General features: G+C 64.7%; 17 protein-coding genes and 1 pseudogene. 8 read left to right on the forward strand and 10 right to left on the reverse strand.

Features of this window, described 5'->3' with window-relative positions:
* Positions 1 to 146 precede the first annotated feature (146 nt).
* From FJ423_RS19165 to FJ423_RS19180, 4 genes are all read right to left on the reverse strand, one after another.
* Positions 147 to 1739, reverse strand: coding sequence for a peptide chain release factor 3 (locus FJ423_RS19165; RefSeq protein WP_140843934.1), 1593 nt, complete (start codon positions 1737 to 1739; stop codon positions 147 to 149).
* Positions 1740 to 1862: 123 nt separating this feature from the next.
* Entirely contained in the window at positions 1863 to 2114 is a 252-nt protein-coding gene (locus FJ423_RS19170; RefSeq protein ID WP_181174834.1) for a DUF1127 domain-containing protein, read from the reverse strand.
* Positions 2115 to 2185: 71 nt separating this feature from the next.
* Positions 2186 to 2701: a hypothetical protein gene (locus FJ423_RS19175; protein WP_140843938.1), complete on the reverse strand. Its 516-nt coding sequence runs from the start codon at positions 2699 to 2701 to the stop codon at positions 2186 to 2188.
* Positions 2702 to 2716: 15 nt separating this feature from the next.
* Positions 2717 to 2998: a DUF4242 domain-containing protein gene (locus tag FJ423_RS19180; RefSeq protein WP_140843940.1), complete on the reverse strand. Its 282-nt coding sequence runs from the start codon at positions 2996 to 2998 to the stop codon at positions 2717 to 2719.
* A gap of 203 nt (positions 2999 to 3201) precedes the next feature.
* On the opposite strand from FJ423_RS19180, the gene FJ423_RS19185 reads away from it, so the two are divergent.
* The gene (locus FJ423_RS19185) at positions 3202 to 5016 is read left to right on the forward strand and encodes a winged helix-turn-helix domain-containing protein (RefSeq protein ID WP_140843942.1); all 1815 of its coding nucleotides are present in this window, start codon (positions 3202 to 3204) and stop codon (positions 5014 to 5016) included.
* Between the two features lie 62 nt (positions 5017 to 5078).
* Positions 5079 to 6152, forward strand: coding sequence for an FAD-binding oxidoreductase (locus FJ423_RS19190; RefSeq protein WP_140843944.1), 1074 nt, complete (start codon positions 5079 to 5081; stop codon positions 6150 to 6152).
* On the opposite strand, the gene FJ423_RS19195 is transcribed toward FJ423_RS19190, so the two are convergent.
* From FJ423_RS19195 to FJ423_RS19210, 4 genes are all read right to left on the reverse strand, one after another.
* A complete protein-coding gene (locus FJ423_RS19195) occupies positions 6146 to 7519 on the reverse strand; it encodes an amidase (RefSeq protein WP_140843946.1) in 1374 nt (457 codons plus the stop codon). The genes FJ423_RS19190 and FJ423_RS19195 overlap by 7 nt on opposite strands.
* Before the next feature lie 126 nt (positions 7520 to 7645).
* On the reverse strand, positions 7646 to 8446 hold the full coding sequence (locus FJ423_RS19200; protein WP_140843948.1) for a class II glutamine amidotransferase: 801 nt from the start codon (positions 8444 to 8446) through the stop codon (positions 7646 to 7648).
* Between the two features lie 148 nt (positions 8447 to 8594).
* Positions 8595 to 9395, reverse strand: coding sequence for a class II glutamine amidotransferase (locus FJ423_RS19205; protein WP_095766089.1), 801 nt, complete (start codon positions 9393 to 9395; stop codon positions 8595 to 8597).
* A gap of 16 nt (positions 9396 to 9411) precedes the next feature.
* A complete protein-coding gene (locus FJ423_RS19210) occupies positions 9412 to 9666 on the reverse strand; it encodes a DUF6356 family protein (protein ID WP_040994452.1) in 255 nt (84 codons plus the stop codon).
* Positions 9667 to 9781: 115 nt separating this feature from the next.
* On the opposite strand from FJ423_RS19210, the gene FJ423_RS19215 reads away from it, so the two are divergent.
* From FJ423_RS19215 to FJ423_RS19235, 5 genes are all read left to right on the forward strand, one after another.
* Positions 9782 to 10252, forward strand: a complete 471-nt coding sequence (locus FJ423_RS19215) for an Lrp/AsnC family transcriptional regulator (RefSeq protein WP_095766090.1) — start codon at positions 9782 to 9784, stop codon at positions 10250 to 10252.
* Between the two features lie 329 nt (positions 10253 to 10581).
* Complete coding sequence (gene dut / locus FJ423_RS19220; protein WP_140843950.1) at positions 10582 to 11067, forward strand: dUTP diphosphatase; 486 nt, start codon at positions 10582 to 10584, stop codon at positions 11065 to 11067.
* On the forward strand, positions 11068 to 11727 hold the full coding sequence (locus FJ423_RS19225) for an HAD family phosphatase (RefSeq protein WP_140843952.1): 660 nt from the start codon (positions 11068 to 11070) through the stop codon (positions 11725 to 11727).
* Positions 11728 to 11857: 130 nt separating this feature from the next.
* On the forward strand, positions 11858 to 12646 hold the full coding sequence (locus tag FJ423_RS19230) for a hypothetical protein (protein ID WP_246680198.1): 789 nt from the start codon (positions 11858 to 11860) through the stop codon (positions 12644 to 12646).
* Between the two features lie 79 nt (positions 12647 to 12725).
* Positions 12726 to 13532 (forward strand): oxaloacetate decarboxylase, encoded by an 807-nt coding sequence (locus tag FJ423_RS19235; protein WP_140843954.1) that lies wholly within the window; start codon positions 12726 to 12728, stop codon positions 13530 to 13532.
* On the opposite strand, the gene FJ423_RS19240 is transcribed toward FJ423_RS19235, so the two are convergent.
* Positions 13529 to 14224 carry a sulfate transporter family protein gene (locus tag FJ423_RS19240; RefSeq protein ID WP_140843956.1) on the reverse strand — a complete coding sequence of 232 codons (696 nt, stop codon included), beginning with the start codon at positions 14222 to 14224 and terminating at the stop codon, positions 13529 to 13531. The two genes, FJ423_RS19235 and FJ423_RS19240, sit on opposite strands and share 4 nt — an antisense overlap.
* Before the next feature lie 64 nt (positions 14225 to 14288).
* Positions 14289 to 15191: an EamA family transporter gene (locus tag FJ423_RS19245; RefSeq protein WP_181174835.1), complete on the reverse strand. Its 903-nt coding sequence runs from the start codon at positions 15189 to 15191 to the stop codon at positions 14289 to 14291.
* A 299-nt stretch (positions 15192 to 15490) separates the two neighbouring features.
* Here FJ423_RS19245 and FJ423_RS19250 point away from each other — a divergent pair.
* Positions 15491 to 15757 (forward strand): annotated as a pseudogene (locus FJ423_RS19250) (adenosine kinase); the annotation flags it as partial.

Consider the following 15757-nt stretch of genomic DNA (forward strand, 5'->3'; position numbering starts at 1 on the left):
CCTTGTTTGTGGGAGAAGGTGGATCGGCGCGCAGCGCCGAGACGGATGGGGTGTTCCAGCGGAGCGAGACGTCGGTGTTCCCTGGAACACCCCTCATCCGGCCGCTCCGCGGCCACCTTCCCCCACAAGGGGGAAGGGAGAAACACTCACGCCGCCTTATCACGCACCTGGTAATCCTTGACCGCGGTGAAGCGGATCGCTTTCCAACGCTCGGCTTCGTAGTTCAGCGAGAAGGCGTGCTGGGCGAGAAAGACCGGATCGTTGTCGAGGTCGCGGGCAATGTCGCCGCGATGCGCCTCGATGAAACGCTGGACTTCCGCCTTGTCGTCGGCCGAGATCCAGCGGCAGATCGAGAAACGCGACATCTCGAAATCAACCGGCAGCGTGTATTCGATGTTCAGCCGTTCCTTCAGAACGTCGAGCTGCAGCGCGCCGACGACGCCGACGATCGCCGGCGAGCCGTCCTCGGGCGAGAACAGCTGCACGACGCCTTCCTCGGCCATCTGGTGCAGGGCTTCCTTCAGCTTCTTGGCCTTCATGGCGTCGCCGAGGCGCACGCGGCGCAGGATTTCCGGGGCGAAGTTCGGCACGCCGCGGAACAGGATCTCCTCGCCTTCGGTCAGCGTGTCGCCGATGCGCAGCGTGCCGTGGTTGGGGATGCCGACGACGTCGCCGGCGAAAGCCTCGTCGGCGGTGACGCGGGTGCGGGCGAAGAAGAACTGCGGCGCCGACAGGCTCATCGGCTTACCGGTGCGCACCAGCTTGGCCTTCATGCCGCGCTCAAGCTTACCCGAGCAGACGCGGACGAAGGCGATGCGGTCGCGGTGGTTCGGATCCATGTTGGCCTGGATCTTGAAGACGAAGGAGGTCATCTTCTCCTCTGTCGCCTCCACAGTTCGCTCGTCGGCTTCCTGGGCGCGCGGCGGCGGGCCGTAGGCGCCGAGCGCCTCGATCAGGTCGCGCACGCCGTAATTGCGCAACGCCGAGCCGAAATAGACCGGCGTCAGGTGGCCTTCGCGAAAGGCTTCCACGTCGAGCGGACGACAAGCCTCCCGCGCGAGTTCCAGTTCCTCGATGAAGGCCTCGCGCTCGTTTTCGGGCAAAAGGCCGGCGACGCGGTTGGAATCGGGCCCGTTGACCGGCGTGCGCTCCTTTTCCGCGTCGCCCTTGCGCACCGCGTTCAGCGCCAGATGGTAGGTGCCGGAAAAGGTCCTGCCGCGGCCGATCGGCCAGGTGACCGGCGCGGTGTCCAGCGCCAGCTTCTGCTCGATCTCGTCGAGGATTTCGAACGGATCGCGGCTCTCGCGGTCCATCTTGTTGACGAAGGTTATGATCGGAATGTCGCGCAGCCGACAGACCTCGAACAATTTCAGCGTGCGCGGCTCGATGCCCTTGGCGGCGTCGATGACCATGACCGCCGAATCCACCGCCGACAGCGTGCGATAAGTGTCGTCGGCGAAATCCTCGTGGCCGGGCGTGTCGAGCAGGTTGAAGACGTTGTCGTCATATTCGAAGGTCATCACCGAGGTAACGACCGAGATGCCGCGCTCGCGCTCGATCTTCATCCAGTCGGACCGGGTCTGGATGCGGTCCTTCTTGGCCTTAACCTCGCCGGCGAGCTGGATGGCGCCGCCGAACAGCAGCAGCTTTTCGGTGAGCGTGGTCTTGCCGGCGTCAGGGTGCGCGATGATCGCGAAGGTGCGGCGGCGCGATACCGCCTGTTCGATGTCTTCTGCCAATTTCTGGAATCCTGTCTGTGGCGCGGGCTTCTAGCAGCGCTTGTCCGGCGTGTCGACGGTTTTGGAGAGACCGGTTCGACCGGCGCAGCAGAGAGACGTGCCGTCGGCAAAAGACCTTGGTCCTCAATTCCACATTCCGTCGCGATCGGTCTTGCCGCCGTATCTGGTGACCGACGATATTTCCAAGCGTTTGATACCGATGTCGCGCAACAGGTAGTCCGGCAACTCGTCCAGCCAGGCGCGATCCCTGCGAATGCGGACCATCCGCGCGAGGACGCGCAGGCCGGAACGGCATATTTCGACGGCTGTCGCGAAGAAACGCCCGTTAACGGATGAGCGGGCGACGGGCTTCATTCCCATGCGAAGGGATGGCATGATCATCTTCCTTTTGTTTGAACGAAGGGATCGGGAGGGCCGTGCAGGCCCTCCCGAAGACGCTGCGCGTGTCAGGACCGGTCGTGCTCGCAGCTCACATACGGGTTCCAGTCGGCGAACATGCCGGCCGGGTTGTGCCGCCAGTGCCAGACATGGAGCTCGTAATACGGGTCCACCGGATGGACTCCCACCGTCGTCTTGCGCTGCAGGGTGCGGCCGAGGAATTCGGGTACACCTTTGCCCTTCCAGTCCTTTTCGAAGACGATGTATTCCATGCCGACGAGCTGCATCGAGCCATCGGCCTCCGGCTCGTAGGTCAGCACATCCGGCTCGCCGAGCACGAGCCTGCCGTCGCCGGCCCGCTCGGGATGGATGAAGTGGACGCCCATCGTTCCGTGCTGGTCATGCGTCGTGCATTCGAACAGTTGCCGATAGCCGTCCGCCTTGGCGACCTCGATGTCGAAATACTTGGCCGCCATCTCCCGAGACCGGTTGAGCACCGGATCGGGCATGTCGTGGGCGACCGCGGTGCCGCAAAACAGCGCGGAGGCGCCGACGGCAAGGACAATTTCGGCAAAGCGCTTCACGATCGATCCTCCCCGTCAGGCTGCGGCGTAAGCCGTCGTCGGATCGAACAGGCGCTTGACCTGCGTGATCTTCGTTGCCGGGAAGCCGCTCATCTTGGCATGACGCTGGATGATCGCCTCGTCCTTGGCGAGATAGACGCAAAAGGTCTTGTCGTCGGCCACGAAGGATTCGACCCACTGGATGTCGGGGCCAAGCTCGGCCAGAACGGCATTTGAGGCCTTGGACGCATCGCGAAGCTGCTCGCGCTCGAAGGTGCCGACCTTGGGAATCTCGCGTTCGATGATGTATTTGTGCATATCATAATCTCCTTGATCTGGGTTCAAATGCCACCGGGCGCCCGACCGGGTCGGTGCCCGTGACATCCCGGGGGCCGCTGAGCTAAACTGCAGCTTGGCCCGCCAGGCAGACGGAGAATTACGAAAGAGGCGGCCAACAGTCCTTACGCCGCCCTTATCTTATTCTGATCCTTTGCCTATTGTCGTTACAGGGATTGCTGCCGATGGGAATTTATTGCTTCGGCGACTTCGAACTCAATGAGGAGTCCCGCGCCCTTCGCCTCGCCGGAAGCGAGATCGAGGTGCAGCCCCTGGTCTTCGATTTCTTCGCCGTCCTGCTGCGCCATCAGGAGCGCGCCTTGAGCAAGGACGAATTGCTTGAGACGCTGTGGCCCGACGTGACGGTGACCGAGGCTTCGCTGCAGCGCGTGGCGAGCCTTGCCCGCGGCATCCTTCGCCAGGGCGGCATGGAGACGGCGCTGCGCAACCTGCCCCGCTTCGGCTACCGGATTTGCCTCGATCAGCCGGCCGCCTTGCAAACCAGGCCGGCGCCGGCCGATGGGGGCAGCAGGCCCTCGATCCCCGGCCTGCCAATTCTGTCGGCGCGGGCTGCCGTTGCAGCGAGGAAATGGCATGACGCCGCGGCCTCTTTCACGCAGGCGGATGCCGCCGACGAGCTGCTGACGGCCGATCTCGAGGAATGGGCGCTGGCGCTGGAATGCATGGGCCGGCCGGCCGAAGCCATTCCGCTTCTGGCGCGCGCGGTGACGGCTTACGGCGTGGCCGGCGAGCGACTGCGCGCGGCTTCCCCCGCAATCACCCTCGCCAGGATCCATCTCGAGAGAGGCGAGCTTGCCGTCGCCAAGGGCTGGCACAAGCGCGCCGCGCAGTTGATCGATACCGCTTCCGACAGCAGGGAGCACGGTCTCTGGTGCTGGATGGGGGCGCGCATCATGGGCGCGGAAGCCGAGCCGGAACAGGCGCTTGCGCTGGCTGAGCAAGCCTTCGCGGTCGGCAGGCACCTCGACGATCCGGTGGTGGAGTCGCTCGGCCTTATCTATCGCGGCTTCTTCAAGCTGTGTCTCGGTGAAACCAAAGCCGGGCAGGAGGATCAGGACCTTGCCGCCGCGCTCGGCCTGTCCAGCGATGTCGACCCGGTCGTCGGCGGGATCCTCTATTGCAACATTCTGTGGGCTTGCCGGAATTTCGGCGACTGGTCGCGCGCCAACCAATGGACGCTCGGCTACGAAGATTGGTGCAGGGGACACGGGTTGGAAGACCTTTCGGGCTCGTGCCGGCTGCATCGCGCCGAAGTGCTCGGCGTTCATGGCACGCTGAAGGAGGCGGAAGCGCTTGTGCGCGCGGCACTCGACCAGCTCGCACTCGACGCGCCCTGGGCGACCGGCGACGCCTTGCGCGTGCTGGGCGACATTCACCTGGCGGCCGGAGAATTCACGGAAGCCGAAACGGCCTACCGCGCATCGCACGCAGCAGGCTGGGATCCGCAGCCCGGACTTGCGCTGCTGCAACTCGAGCAAGGGCAGGCGGAGGCCGCTTTCAGCGCTCTCGAGCGTTCCCTGGTGGGCAATGGCTGGCCGACCTTGCTGCGGCGAGGCATGGTCCTCGCCACACTCGCCAAGGTGGCGGCGCGGACCAATCGGCGCGAGCGGGCGAAGGAGGTGATCGCCGAATTGGAGACCCAGCCGCAGCGCTGGCCGATGGCCTCCATCCAGGCGCTGACCGCGGAAGCCAAAGCGGAGCTTTTCATGCAGGAAGAGCGCCCCGCCGAGGCTGCCCGGGAGCTGCAGATCGCATGCTCGCACTGGAACGAGATCGGCTCGCCGATCAATGTCGCTGACGCCCGGCTGTCGCTCGCGGCGCTGCTCATCAGTATGGGCGATCGTTCCGGCGCTGAGCTGGAGCTCGGCACCGCGCTCGCGATTGCGAAGAAAGTCGACTCTTCACGGCTCATGCGGCGCTGCGACGAGCTGAAGGGCCTGATTGCCGGGGCGCAGGCGGTAGCGGCGGGCAGCGTCTAGCTCTCACTTGAGGTCTGCTCGGCGCGGTGGCATGAGAGGGAAATCTCTCTCAAAGGTCCGGCATGAGCAGTGCAAAGCAAGTCATCGTCATCGGCACCGGCATCATCGGCGCCTCGATCGCCTGGCATCTTGTGAAAGCCGGCGCGCGGGTGACGGTGGTTTCGGAAAGCGGCGCCGGCGGTGTCGCCACGCCGAATTCCTTTGCCTGGATCAATGCAAGCTGGGGCAATCCGGAAACCTATTTCCGGCTGCGCATCCGCGCCATGGCCGAATGGAAACGGCTGGCGAAGGACGTGCCGGGCCTGCCGGTCGCGTGGTGCGGCGGCCTGTGCTTCGACCTGCCCGCGGACAGGCTCGAGGCCTATGCGGCCGAGCATTCGTCCTGGGGCTATGGCATCGAACGGGTCGGGCGGGAACAGGCGGCGCGCATCGAGCCCAATTTGGCGGAGCTTCCCGAGTTTGCGCTTTATGTCGCGCAGGAAGGCGTGGCCGAGCCTGTGGCGACCACGAAGGCGCTGCTGGCCGACGCCGAACGGCGCGGCACGCGGGTCGTCACGGGAACCGTCGACAGGCTGGCGCTGGTCAACGGCAAGGTCACGGGCGTCGTCGCTTCGGGCGAGATCATCGCCGCCGACGAGGTGGTGATCGCAGCGGGCGCCGGCGCTCCGGCGATCGCCGCGACGGCAGGCATCAAGCTGCCGATCGAGACTCCGCCCGGTCTGATCGTGCATTCGCGACCGCACCCAAAGCTGCTCAACGGGCTGGTGCTGGCCGACAGACTGCATATGCGCCAAACCGCCGACGGCCGTATCATCGCCGGCTCGGATTTCGGCGGCGGCGATCCGGGCGAGAATCCGGAGGCCGCCGCGCAGGCGCTGTTCGCAGCGACGAAAGCGATGCTGCGCGACGCCAACGGGCTGGAATTCGATTTCCACACGATCGGCTACCGTCCGACGCCGGTCGACGGTTTCCCGATCGTCAGCCGCGCGGAAGGCATCGGCGCGCTCTACGTCGCCGTCACCCATTCCGGCATCACGCTGGCGCCGGCTATAGGCCTGTTTGCGGCCAGCGAAATCCTCGGCGACAAGCGCGATGCGTTGCTTGAACCCTACGCGCTGTCGCGTTTCGCTCAGTAGCCAGGAGGCCGGCGAAACCCTCCAGTGAGCGACGCAATCGCGGCTGCAATGCCGAGCAGCCGCGCTTCCGACCATTTCCTGCCGACCAATTGAAGGCCGACCGGCAAGCCGTCGCGGTCCTGCCCACAAGGGAACGCGAGCGCCGGATGGCTGGAATAGTTGAACACCGCGCCATAGGCCGGCAGCATCCAGTAGCTCTCTTCCTTGCCGTCGATCTTGAGCGGACTGCCCGGCTTGCAGTGCGGGAAGGCCGTGGTCATGGCCACCGGGCAGAGCAAGGCATCGCAGCTGTCAAAGAACCGCTCCCAGGCAAAGATCGACCGGTCGCGGCGGGCAAGCGCGGCGAACCAGCGCGACACCGGCGTCGGCTGCTCCGGCGGTTCCGGCTGCGCGGCTTCCAACATCATGCCGATCAATGCACCGCCTTCGGACAAATCGTCGTGCAGGTCGAGCTTCGGCAATTTCGCGCTCTCCACAGCCGCGCCAGCCGAGGCGAGCTTCGCGGCCAGGCCTTCTACGGCGGCGCGGATTTCGGCGGCAACCGGGAAGCCCGGGAAAGATTCGGCCACGGCGATGCGCAACGACTTGAGTTCGAGTTTCGGCACCGGCTCAACCGGCACGGGCGCCAGGTCGGTGTCCGCGCGGTCCGGTCCCGCAATGATCCGATAGATCAGCGCCAGATCCTCGATGTTGCGAGCAAGCGGGCCAACACATGACATCAGCCGCACGCTGCGCGGCATGCCGCCGGGATCGGGAAAGGCGCCGGCCAGCGACACGCGATGTTCAGTTGGCTTCAGGCCATAGACGCCGCAGAAAGCAGCGGGCAAGCGTATGGAATCCTGCATGTCGGTGCCGACTTCGAACGAAGTCATGCCTGTCGCGACTGCCGCGGCCGCGCCACCGCTTGAGCCGCCGGCCGTGCGCGACGGATCCCACGGATTGCGAGTGCGCCCGAACAGCGGGTTGTCGGACTGCCAGTCGCCCAGCATAGTGGGGACATTGGACTTGCCGACCAGTATGGCGCCGGCTGCTTTAAGCCTTTCAACCACAGGGCTGTCCTGATTGGCCGCGTAGTCGGCGAAGGGTGGAAAGCCGACGGTGGTCCTGATGCCCGCCGTCTCGTGCGCATCCTTCAGCGTGAACGGCACCCCATGCAGCGGACCGAGCGTGTCGCCGCGCGCCGTTGCCGCATCGGCCAGCAGGGCACGTGCCCGCGCCTGTTCGCGATCGAAGATGACGACAGCGTTGACCGCCCCGTTGTGCCGGTCGATCTGGGCAAGCTGCGCATCGAGCGCCTCGATCGCCGAAATTTTTCGCTGGGCAATGGCTGCCGCGAGCTCGGCAGTCGACGAAAACCCGATATCCATGTGCACACTCCGGCTGCTTGCCGCGCTTCGCCTTGAACATGGCGGATGAGGGCGCGGCTTCAAGCCGAATTCAGCATCCGAAGCTCGCGAGCGCTTGATCGAAATTGCGCCAAGTGCCGATTTCCCTCACCCTGCGAGAGCCAACTGGATGGCCGCCGGCGCGAAAGACTTGATGCTGGTGCTGTCGCGGGTCATGGTGACGAAACTCGACTGTGGAATCTCGTGCCAGGTCCGGCCGTCGCGATCGAACGGCTCGGAAACGATGCAGCGACCTACTCCCTTGGCGAAGGCGCCGGTATAAAGCGTCGGAGCATGCTCGTCGGTGGCGTAGCGAACGGCGTGAAGCGCCCGACCGTCGCTGAACGCAGCCGTCAGCTTCAGCGACGGTTCGATGCCGGCACCGCGCGCAGCCTCAAGGACGCGACTGGTGGCGCGCGACACCGCACCGTAGGGATCGTCCGAAAGCCCTTCGCCCATCATAAGCTGAAAGAACAGTTCGGAATCCGTGCTGCCTTCGATCTGGTCGAACAACGTATCGGAGAGGGAATTCTCGAGCGCGCGACGGATCTTCTCGAAGCCGCCGATCTGGCCGTTATGCATGAACGACCAGCGGCCCGAAACGAAGGGATGGCAGTTCGTGCGGCTGGTGGCGCCGCCTGTCGAGGCGCGCACATGGGCCAGGAACAGGCCGGATTTTATCTGGCGTCCAAGGCTCCTGAGATTGGTATCGGACCAGGCCGGCAGGACGTCGCGGTAAAGGCCGGGTTCCGGCCGGTCACCGTACCAGGCTACGCCGAAGCCGTCGGCATTGGTCGGCGATTTCGCCTCCTTCGCGCCATGGCTCTGAACGATCAGGGAATGGGAGGGTGCGGCGATGACGTCCTCGAGGAAGATCGCATCGCCGAGATAGGCTGCCCACCTGCACATTGTTTGATCCTCTGTCGATGCGTTCTGGGCGCGCGAATGGATTCGCGATCCGTCGAGCGCCACGGATGACAGGAGGAAGCCTGGGTGTCCTTACGCCGCGCTTACGTTTTGCTGATCTCTGCCTGAATCCGGCAGCCTGGATCTTGCTTCAGCCGACCAGCGCCAGCGGGGCCGCCGCCGGCGCGAACGGACGGATGCCGGTGCCGCCCCTCGTCATGGTGACGAAGCTCGATGGCGGGATCGCCTGCCACTCGCCGCCGTTGCGGTCGAAGGGCTCGGAGACGATGCAATGGCCCTCGCGCTTCGCGAAGGCGCCGGTATAAAGCGTCGGCGCATGGCCGTCGGTGGCATAGCGGACGGCGTACAGCGCCTCGCCATCCGAAAAGGCCGCCGTCAGTTTCAAAGAGGGCTCGATGCCGGCCCGGCGGGAGGCTTCGATGACGCGACCGGTTGCCCGCGACACCGCGCCCTGCGGGTCGGTCGCCAGTCCCTGGTCGATCATCAAGAGGAAGAAGAGCTCGGAATCGGTGGTGCCCTCGCGCTGATCGAAGACCGCGTCGGAGAGCGTGTTCTCCAGCGCGCGACGGATCCTTTCGAAGCCGCCGATCTGGCCGTTATGCATGAACGACCAGCGGCCGGAGACGAAGGGGTGGCAGTTCATGCGGCTGGTGGCGCCGCCGGTCGAAGCGCGCACATGGGCGAGGAATAGGCCCGACTTGATCTGCCGGCAGAGACTCTTCAGATTGGGATCGGACCATGCCGGCAGGATGTCGCGGTAGAGTCCAGGCTCGGGCCGGTCGCCATACCAGGCCAGACCAAAGCCGTCGCCATTGGTCGGCGACTTGGCTTCCTGGGCGCAGTGGCTCTGGGCGATCAGCGAATGGCAGGGCGCGGTGATGATGTCTTCGAGGAAGACCGCTTCACCAAGATAGGCCGCCCACCGGCACATCGCATTCCACCATCTATCAGGCGCGGTCCAGGAGAGCCTTTGGCTCCTTCACCGCATGCGAGCCCCTGTTGTGCGTGCGCTCATAGAGCTCGCGAACGATTCGGCTCGCCGTAGTCTCGAATAGAAATGGCAAGAAAGCGTGAACGAGCGCGGCGCCAGCCGCCATCGACAGGCGCGAGCAGAACCAGGCGGCGAAAGCCATATGGCCGAAATAGGTCTCGCCGACCTTCTCCGGGTGAGCCGTGAACAGCGCCGTAAACCGTGTCGTCATGGTGATCCCTCCTGCCGGGATGAGTCCCGATAATGAGTATCGTGCCATACGGCTTTGGTTCATTGGTCCCAATTGGTCCTTGCTTTTCGATATTTTGTGGGACATTCATCCCAACATGGCGACGGAAATCGATGAGATTGATCGAAGATTGCTGGCTGAGCTGCAACGCGACGGCACGCTGTCGGTCGACCAGCTGTCTGAGCGGGTGGCGCTTTCGCGCAATGCCTGCTGGCGGCGTGTCAAGCGGCTGGAGGAAGATGGCGTCATCACCGGCCGCGTCGCGCTGGTCGATGCCGACAAACTTGGGCTTGGGCTGTCCGTCTTCATCCTGGTCCGCACCTCCAACCATGACCCGGACTGGTTGCAGAAATTCCGCGCGGCGGTGACCGGCTTTGCCGAGATCACCGGCGTCTACCGCATGTCGGGCGACCTCGACTATGTGCTGAGGGCCCGCGTCGCCGACGTGAAGGCCTATGACCGCCTTTACCAGCGGCTGATCGCCAAAGTGGCGCTGTCGGACGTCTCGGCCTCCTTCGTCATGGAGGAGATCAAGGAGACGACCGTGGTGCCGGTGGAACTGCGCTAGGTAGGCCGAGGCCTCCGCGACTTCGTCATCCACGGGCGGAGCGGGAGCGAAGCGGACGCGGAGACCCGAGGATCCATTCCGTTACCTCGATCAGAGACTGCGGCGGAGCAGAATTCTGCACCGTTGCGACGCTTGAGGTCACGGAATGAATCCTCGGGTCTGCGCCGCGTCGCTTCGCTCCTTGCTCCGCCCGTGGATGACGAAGTGACGAGTGTTTTCGCCAATCGCCAAAATAGACCGCGAGGCCATAGTCACGCCAGAAAGAAAGCCGTTGATAGTATGGCGGGCGAGTTGACCGAATCGCCGCACGCGCCGATAGGATCGATTTCATGCGCACGGCTGTCCATTCTTCCTCCGTCATCGGCCCCACCGTCGGTTTCGTCAGGCTTCCGCATGGCGAAGGCCTGCCTCTACCTGCCTATGAGAGCTCAGGCGCCGCCGGCATGGATTTGCGCGCCGCGGTGCCGGAGGACCGGCCGCTGCTCATCCTGCCAGGAAAACGCGCGCTGGTGCCGACCGGGCTCGTCCTGGAAATCCCGGAAGGCATGGAGGGCCAGGTGCGGCCACGCTCGGGCCTTGCCTTTAAGCATGGGCTCACCGTCCTCAATACGCCCGGCACCGTCGACAGCGACTATCGCGGCGAGGTGAAGGTGCTGCTGGTCAATCTCGGCGACGAGGATTTCTCGGTGACGCGCGGCATGCGCATTGCCCAGATCGTTTTTGCGGCCGTGACCCAGGTTGCGGTCGAGGAAAGAGCATTGGCCGGCGGCACGGCGCGCGGCGCAGGCGGCTTCGGGTCGACCGGCATCGCGTGAATGGCAGTCCCCAAGCTCGTTATCTTCGACTGCGACGGTGTCCTGGTCGACACTGAGAACCTCGCCAACAGGCGCCTCGCCGAATGGCTGACCGTCGCCGGGTTTACGACCACATTCGAATATTGTCGCAAGAACTTCTCCGGCCGCAGCATGGCCTCGGTGCAGAAGGAGATCGAAGAGACGACCGAGGTGCGGCTCGGCGCCGACTTCGTCGAGCGCTGGAATGCCGGCCTGCCGGACCTTTTTTCGCACGGGGTCGAAGCAATCCCCTATGTGCGCGACTTCATCGATAAGGTGCGGGCCGTGGGCATCGCCTATTGCGTCGCCTCCTCGGCGCGGGTCGCGAAGATGCACATCACGCTGGGCCAGACCGGGCTGTTGCCGCTGTTCGAGCATGCGATGTTCTCGTCCACTATGGTCAGCCGAGGCAAGCCGTTCCCGGATCTCTTTCTGCATGCGGCAACGACGATGGGCTTCCCGCCGGCCGACTGCATCGTCATCGAGGATAGCGTCGCCGGTACCCAAGCCGGCATTGCCGCCGGCATGCGGGTGTTCTCCTATTACGCCGATCCGCTCTCCGATCGCGATGGCCTGGCGGCGGCCGGCGGCATATTGTTCGACGATATGCGCGACCTTGCCGGGCTCGTGCCGATCCGCTGATCGCACCCGGCTGCGCATCGCAACGCGCCGTGCTAGCGTGAGCGCATCCGAGGGGGCGCGGCCGGTGATTTCCACCTTATGCCGTTTCATATTTGCATGCCTGCTGCTGCCATGCGTGTGCGCGGCCGCGATGGCGCAGGCCGTCAGCTTTCCGGAACTGAACAGCGCCGTTCCCGGGCACCAGGACGTCACCTATTTCGACCTCGCCAAAATGATCGTGCCTGATCTCAAGCCCGGCGACGACGGCTTCTACACAGGCGGCGCGCCGATCGAGATGCGCGACATCCTCGGCGGCGACGACGGCGGATCGCCGCCCGAGGCCGTCAACCTGCCGAATGCGGCGATGCTGGCCATCAAGGCCGGCGGCAAGGACCGGCTGGCGATGCTTCTCGACCTCGGCCAAGCGCAGGACAGCGCCGAAGGGTTTGCCGCGCTGGCGCTCTACGATCTCACCGGCAAGCCGAAGCTGCTCGACGCCGTCAATGTCGGAACCGACCGGAGCACCTATTTTCGCGATCCAGGAAAACTCCCGATCAGTGCGGGCGACGACGCGCTCATCACCATGAGCACACATTTCAATTCGAACCAGGGCTATGTCGGCACGATCCTGATCCTCGTCCGCGACGACCGCTTCGAGCCTATCGACCAGATCAACACGTTCGACGAGAATGTCTGCGCCTACAAGCGCACGCAGGACCTGTCCTTCCGGACGCTCGGCGGCGACAAACCCTACGCCGCGATCAAAGTGACGGTGACCGATGCCACCAAGCCGAGCGGCGAGAGTTGCGAGGAGCCGGCGCCCAAGGCGGTCTCGCACGACATTTCCGTCACCTATCGCTGGCATAAAGCCAGATCGCGTTACGCAAGCAATTCCGACGCTTTCGGGAAATTGTCAGCAGAAAACGCCAAACGTTTCTGAGCCGGAAGCATTCGTTTGCCCGGTTCAAGCGGCCGCTATAAATTCGCCGCACGACCCAACTCATGATTGAGGACCTGCCATGGACGACAAGGGCAAGATTTTTCGCGATCTGCACGCCTCCACCTTCGTCATGCCCAATCCCTGGGACATAGGCACGACAAAGCTTCTTTCTTCGTTCGGCTTCAAGGCGCTGGCGACGACCAGCGCCGGCTTCGCCTTCTCGCGCGGCCTGCCGGACGGCGCCGTGACCTTCGAAGCCATGATCCATCATTGCCGCGAGGTGGCGGCCGCGACGGAGCTGCCGGTTTCGGCCGATCTGGAGCGCGGCAAGGGGGACAGCCCAGAACAGGCGGCCGAAACCATCTTCGCGGCCGAAGCCGCCGGTCTCGCCGGCTGCTCGATCGAGGACCACACCGGCGACCCTGGCAATCCGATCTACGATTTCTCGCTGGCGACGGAGCGCGTCGCTGCCGCTGTCGAGGCGGCCCGGGCGCTCAAGCATGATTTCGTCTTCACCGCGCGGGCCGAGAATTTCCTGTGGGGCAAGACAGACCTCGACGACACCATCAAGCGGCTTCAGGCTTTCGAGAAAGCCGGCGCGGACGTGCTCTATGCGCCGGGCATCGGCGACGTCGAAATGGTGCGCACGATCTGCTCGTCGGTGAGCCGGCCGGTCAATGTGATGGCCCGACCCGGCTTCACCATCGCCGACCTTGCCACGGCCGGAGCCAAGCGCATCTCGCTCGGACCGTGGCTGACCAATTTCGCCTATGGCATGCTGGAGACGGCGGCGCGCGAAATCCAGCAGGACGGCACCTTCGGCTTCGCCCGGGCGGCGATGCCGTTCGGCAAGCTGCAGGCGCTGTTCCGCGGCGGCACCGATTAAAGCAGTTCCCGCGCCGAAACCGCCTTGTGCAGGTGCACCATCATGGCGGCGGCGAAAAGCGGCGTCAGAAGGTTGAGCAGCGGCACGGCAAGGAACACGGCGATGACCAGCCCGGCCAGGAACACCGTGCCGGCATGTTTGCGGCGCAACGCCTTGGCCTCGGGCTCGGGACGAAACCGCATGGCGGCGAACTCGAAGAATTCGCGGCCCAGCAGATAGCCGTTGACGATGAAGAACGCGGCAATGTTGATGCCCGGCACCAGCAACAGCAGCAGCGCGACGATGTTGCCGAGGACGACCACGCCGAAGAATTTGACGGCCAGCGCAAGCGAATGCAGCGCCGGCACGGCTCGGCCGGGCAGATCGTTGGGGTAGTCGGTACGTTCGACCACTTCGGCGACATCATCGAGGAACAGGCCGGCGACGATCGCGGTCACCGGCGCGATGAGCAAGGCCAACCCCACAGCCAGAACGATGCCGGCGATGATGCCGCCCAGCCACCCGGCCCAGGACGGCAGGCCTGGAAGCAGCGTTTGCAGCCATGGCCAGGCCAGCCATTCGAGCAGGCTCTCCAAACCGACCCAGAGCGCCAGCAGAGCGAGCAGCGTCAGCCCCAGCGTCTTTAGAAAGACGGAGCGGAATTCGGGAGAGAACAACCGGCTGGCGGCAGCGCGGGCGGCGTCGAGGATCACAGCGTCTTCAATCCCTCATCGAAAAAGACGCTTCGCAGATAAGCAGGCTGGATGCCAGGCGCAATTATTGCGCAAGCCTGGCCCGCCTGGCCGGAATGGTCATCGCCGCGACGCCGGCGACGACGAAGGCCATGCCGAGCCAGGCCGCCGGCCCGAGGCTTTCGCCGAGGAAGACGGCGCCGATGCCGACGCCGATCGGCACGCGCAGATAGGCCTGCGAGGTGGTGCCGACCGAGCCCAGCGTGTGGATGAGGCGGAAATAGATGACGAAGGCCAGCGCCGTCGAGAAGACCGACAGGCCGAGCAGGGCCAGGATCGATGCGCCCGACGGCGCAAGCGTCCATGGCCGGTCGACAACCAGGCTCAGCGGCACAAGGATGGCGGCGCCGCAAAGCATCGAACCCGCGGCGGGTATCATCGGATCAAGGCCCTTGAAGCCGCGGCCGAAGATCGCCGCGCCGGCATAGGAGACCGTCGCGATGACGATCGCAAGCTGCGCCCACAATTGATGGCCTAGCCCGCCAAGCGCCTGCGTGCCGATGATGAGACAGATGCCGACGATGCCGGCGCCGACGCCGAGCAGCTTGCGCGCCGTTACGGGCTCATGGCGCGTGATCAATGCCGTCAGCAGGAAGGTGAAGATCGGCGACGTCGAATTGAGGATGGTGGCGAGGCCGGCATCGACCGAGCGCTCGGCGGCGGCGATCAGCGTGAACGGCACGACGCTGTTGAGACAGGCCTGGAAGGCGAACCGGCGCCATACTGCCGCGTCGGCCGGCATGGCAAGGCCGCGCCAGCGGATGATGGTGAAGAGAATGCCCCCGGCGATCAAGGTCCGGGCGGCGATGAAGGTCACAGGCGGGATCGTCTCGACGCCGATCTTGATGAATGTGTAGGAAGCGCCCCACAGCACCGCCAAAACGCCAAGCAGCGCCAGCTCGGTGGACATTTCGCTCTTCTGGGACATTTCTGCGCCTTCCATTGCGGGAACGATCCGCTTTGTTGTTACGCACTTCCGGACGGCAAACCGCCACCCACTTTTCCTGGAATTGCTTCTAGCCCATGGCGGCGCGGAAATGTTTCGATCGCCGCGAAACCATAGCGGCGAAGGCCGCGGTCGATATGGGCCAGTTCGACACGAACGCTGCCGCAGCCGGCGCTTCGCAAACAATGGCGATTTTCGGGGTAGGCAAAGCAATGCCAAGTCGCTAGACCCGCGCCCGGCCGGCATGCCAGATAGCCGGGCAGCCCTTGGCGGAGATTTTGATGCCGGAATATGACGTGCTTTGCATCGGCAATGCCATTGTCGACATCATCGCGCAGTGCGACGAAGCTTTTCTCGAGACCAACGGCATCATCAAGGGCGCGATGAACCTCATCGACGCGAAGCGCGCCGAACTGCTCTATAGCCGCATGGGTCCGGCGATCGAGGCTTCCGGCGGCAGCGCCGGCAACACCGCGGCCGGCGTCGCCAGCCTCGGCGGACGGGCCGCCTTCTTCGGCAAGGTGTCGAACGACGCGCTGGGCGAGATC

Origin of the sequence: Mesorhizobium sp. B2-8-9 (assembly GCF_006439475.1) — a bacterium.
Classification (GTDB): Bacteria; Pseudomonadota; Alphaproteobacteria; order Rhizobiales; family Rhizobiaceae; genus Mesorhizobium.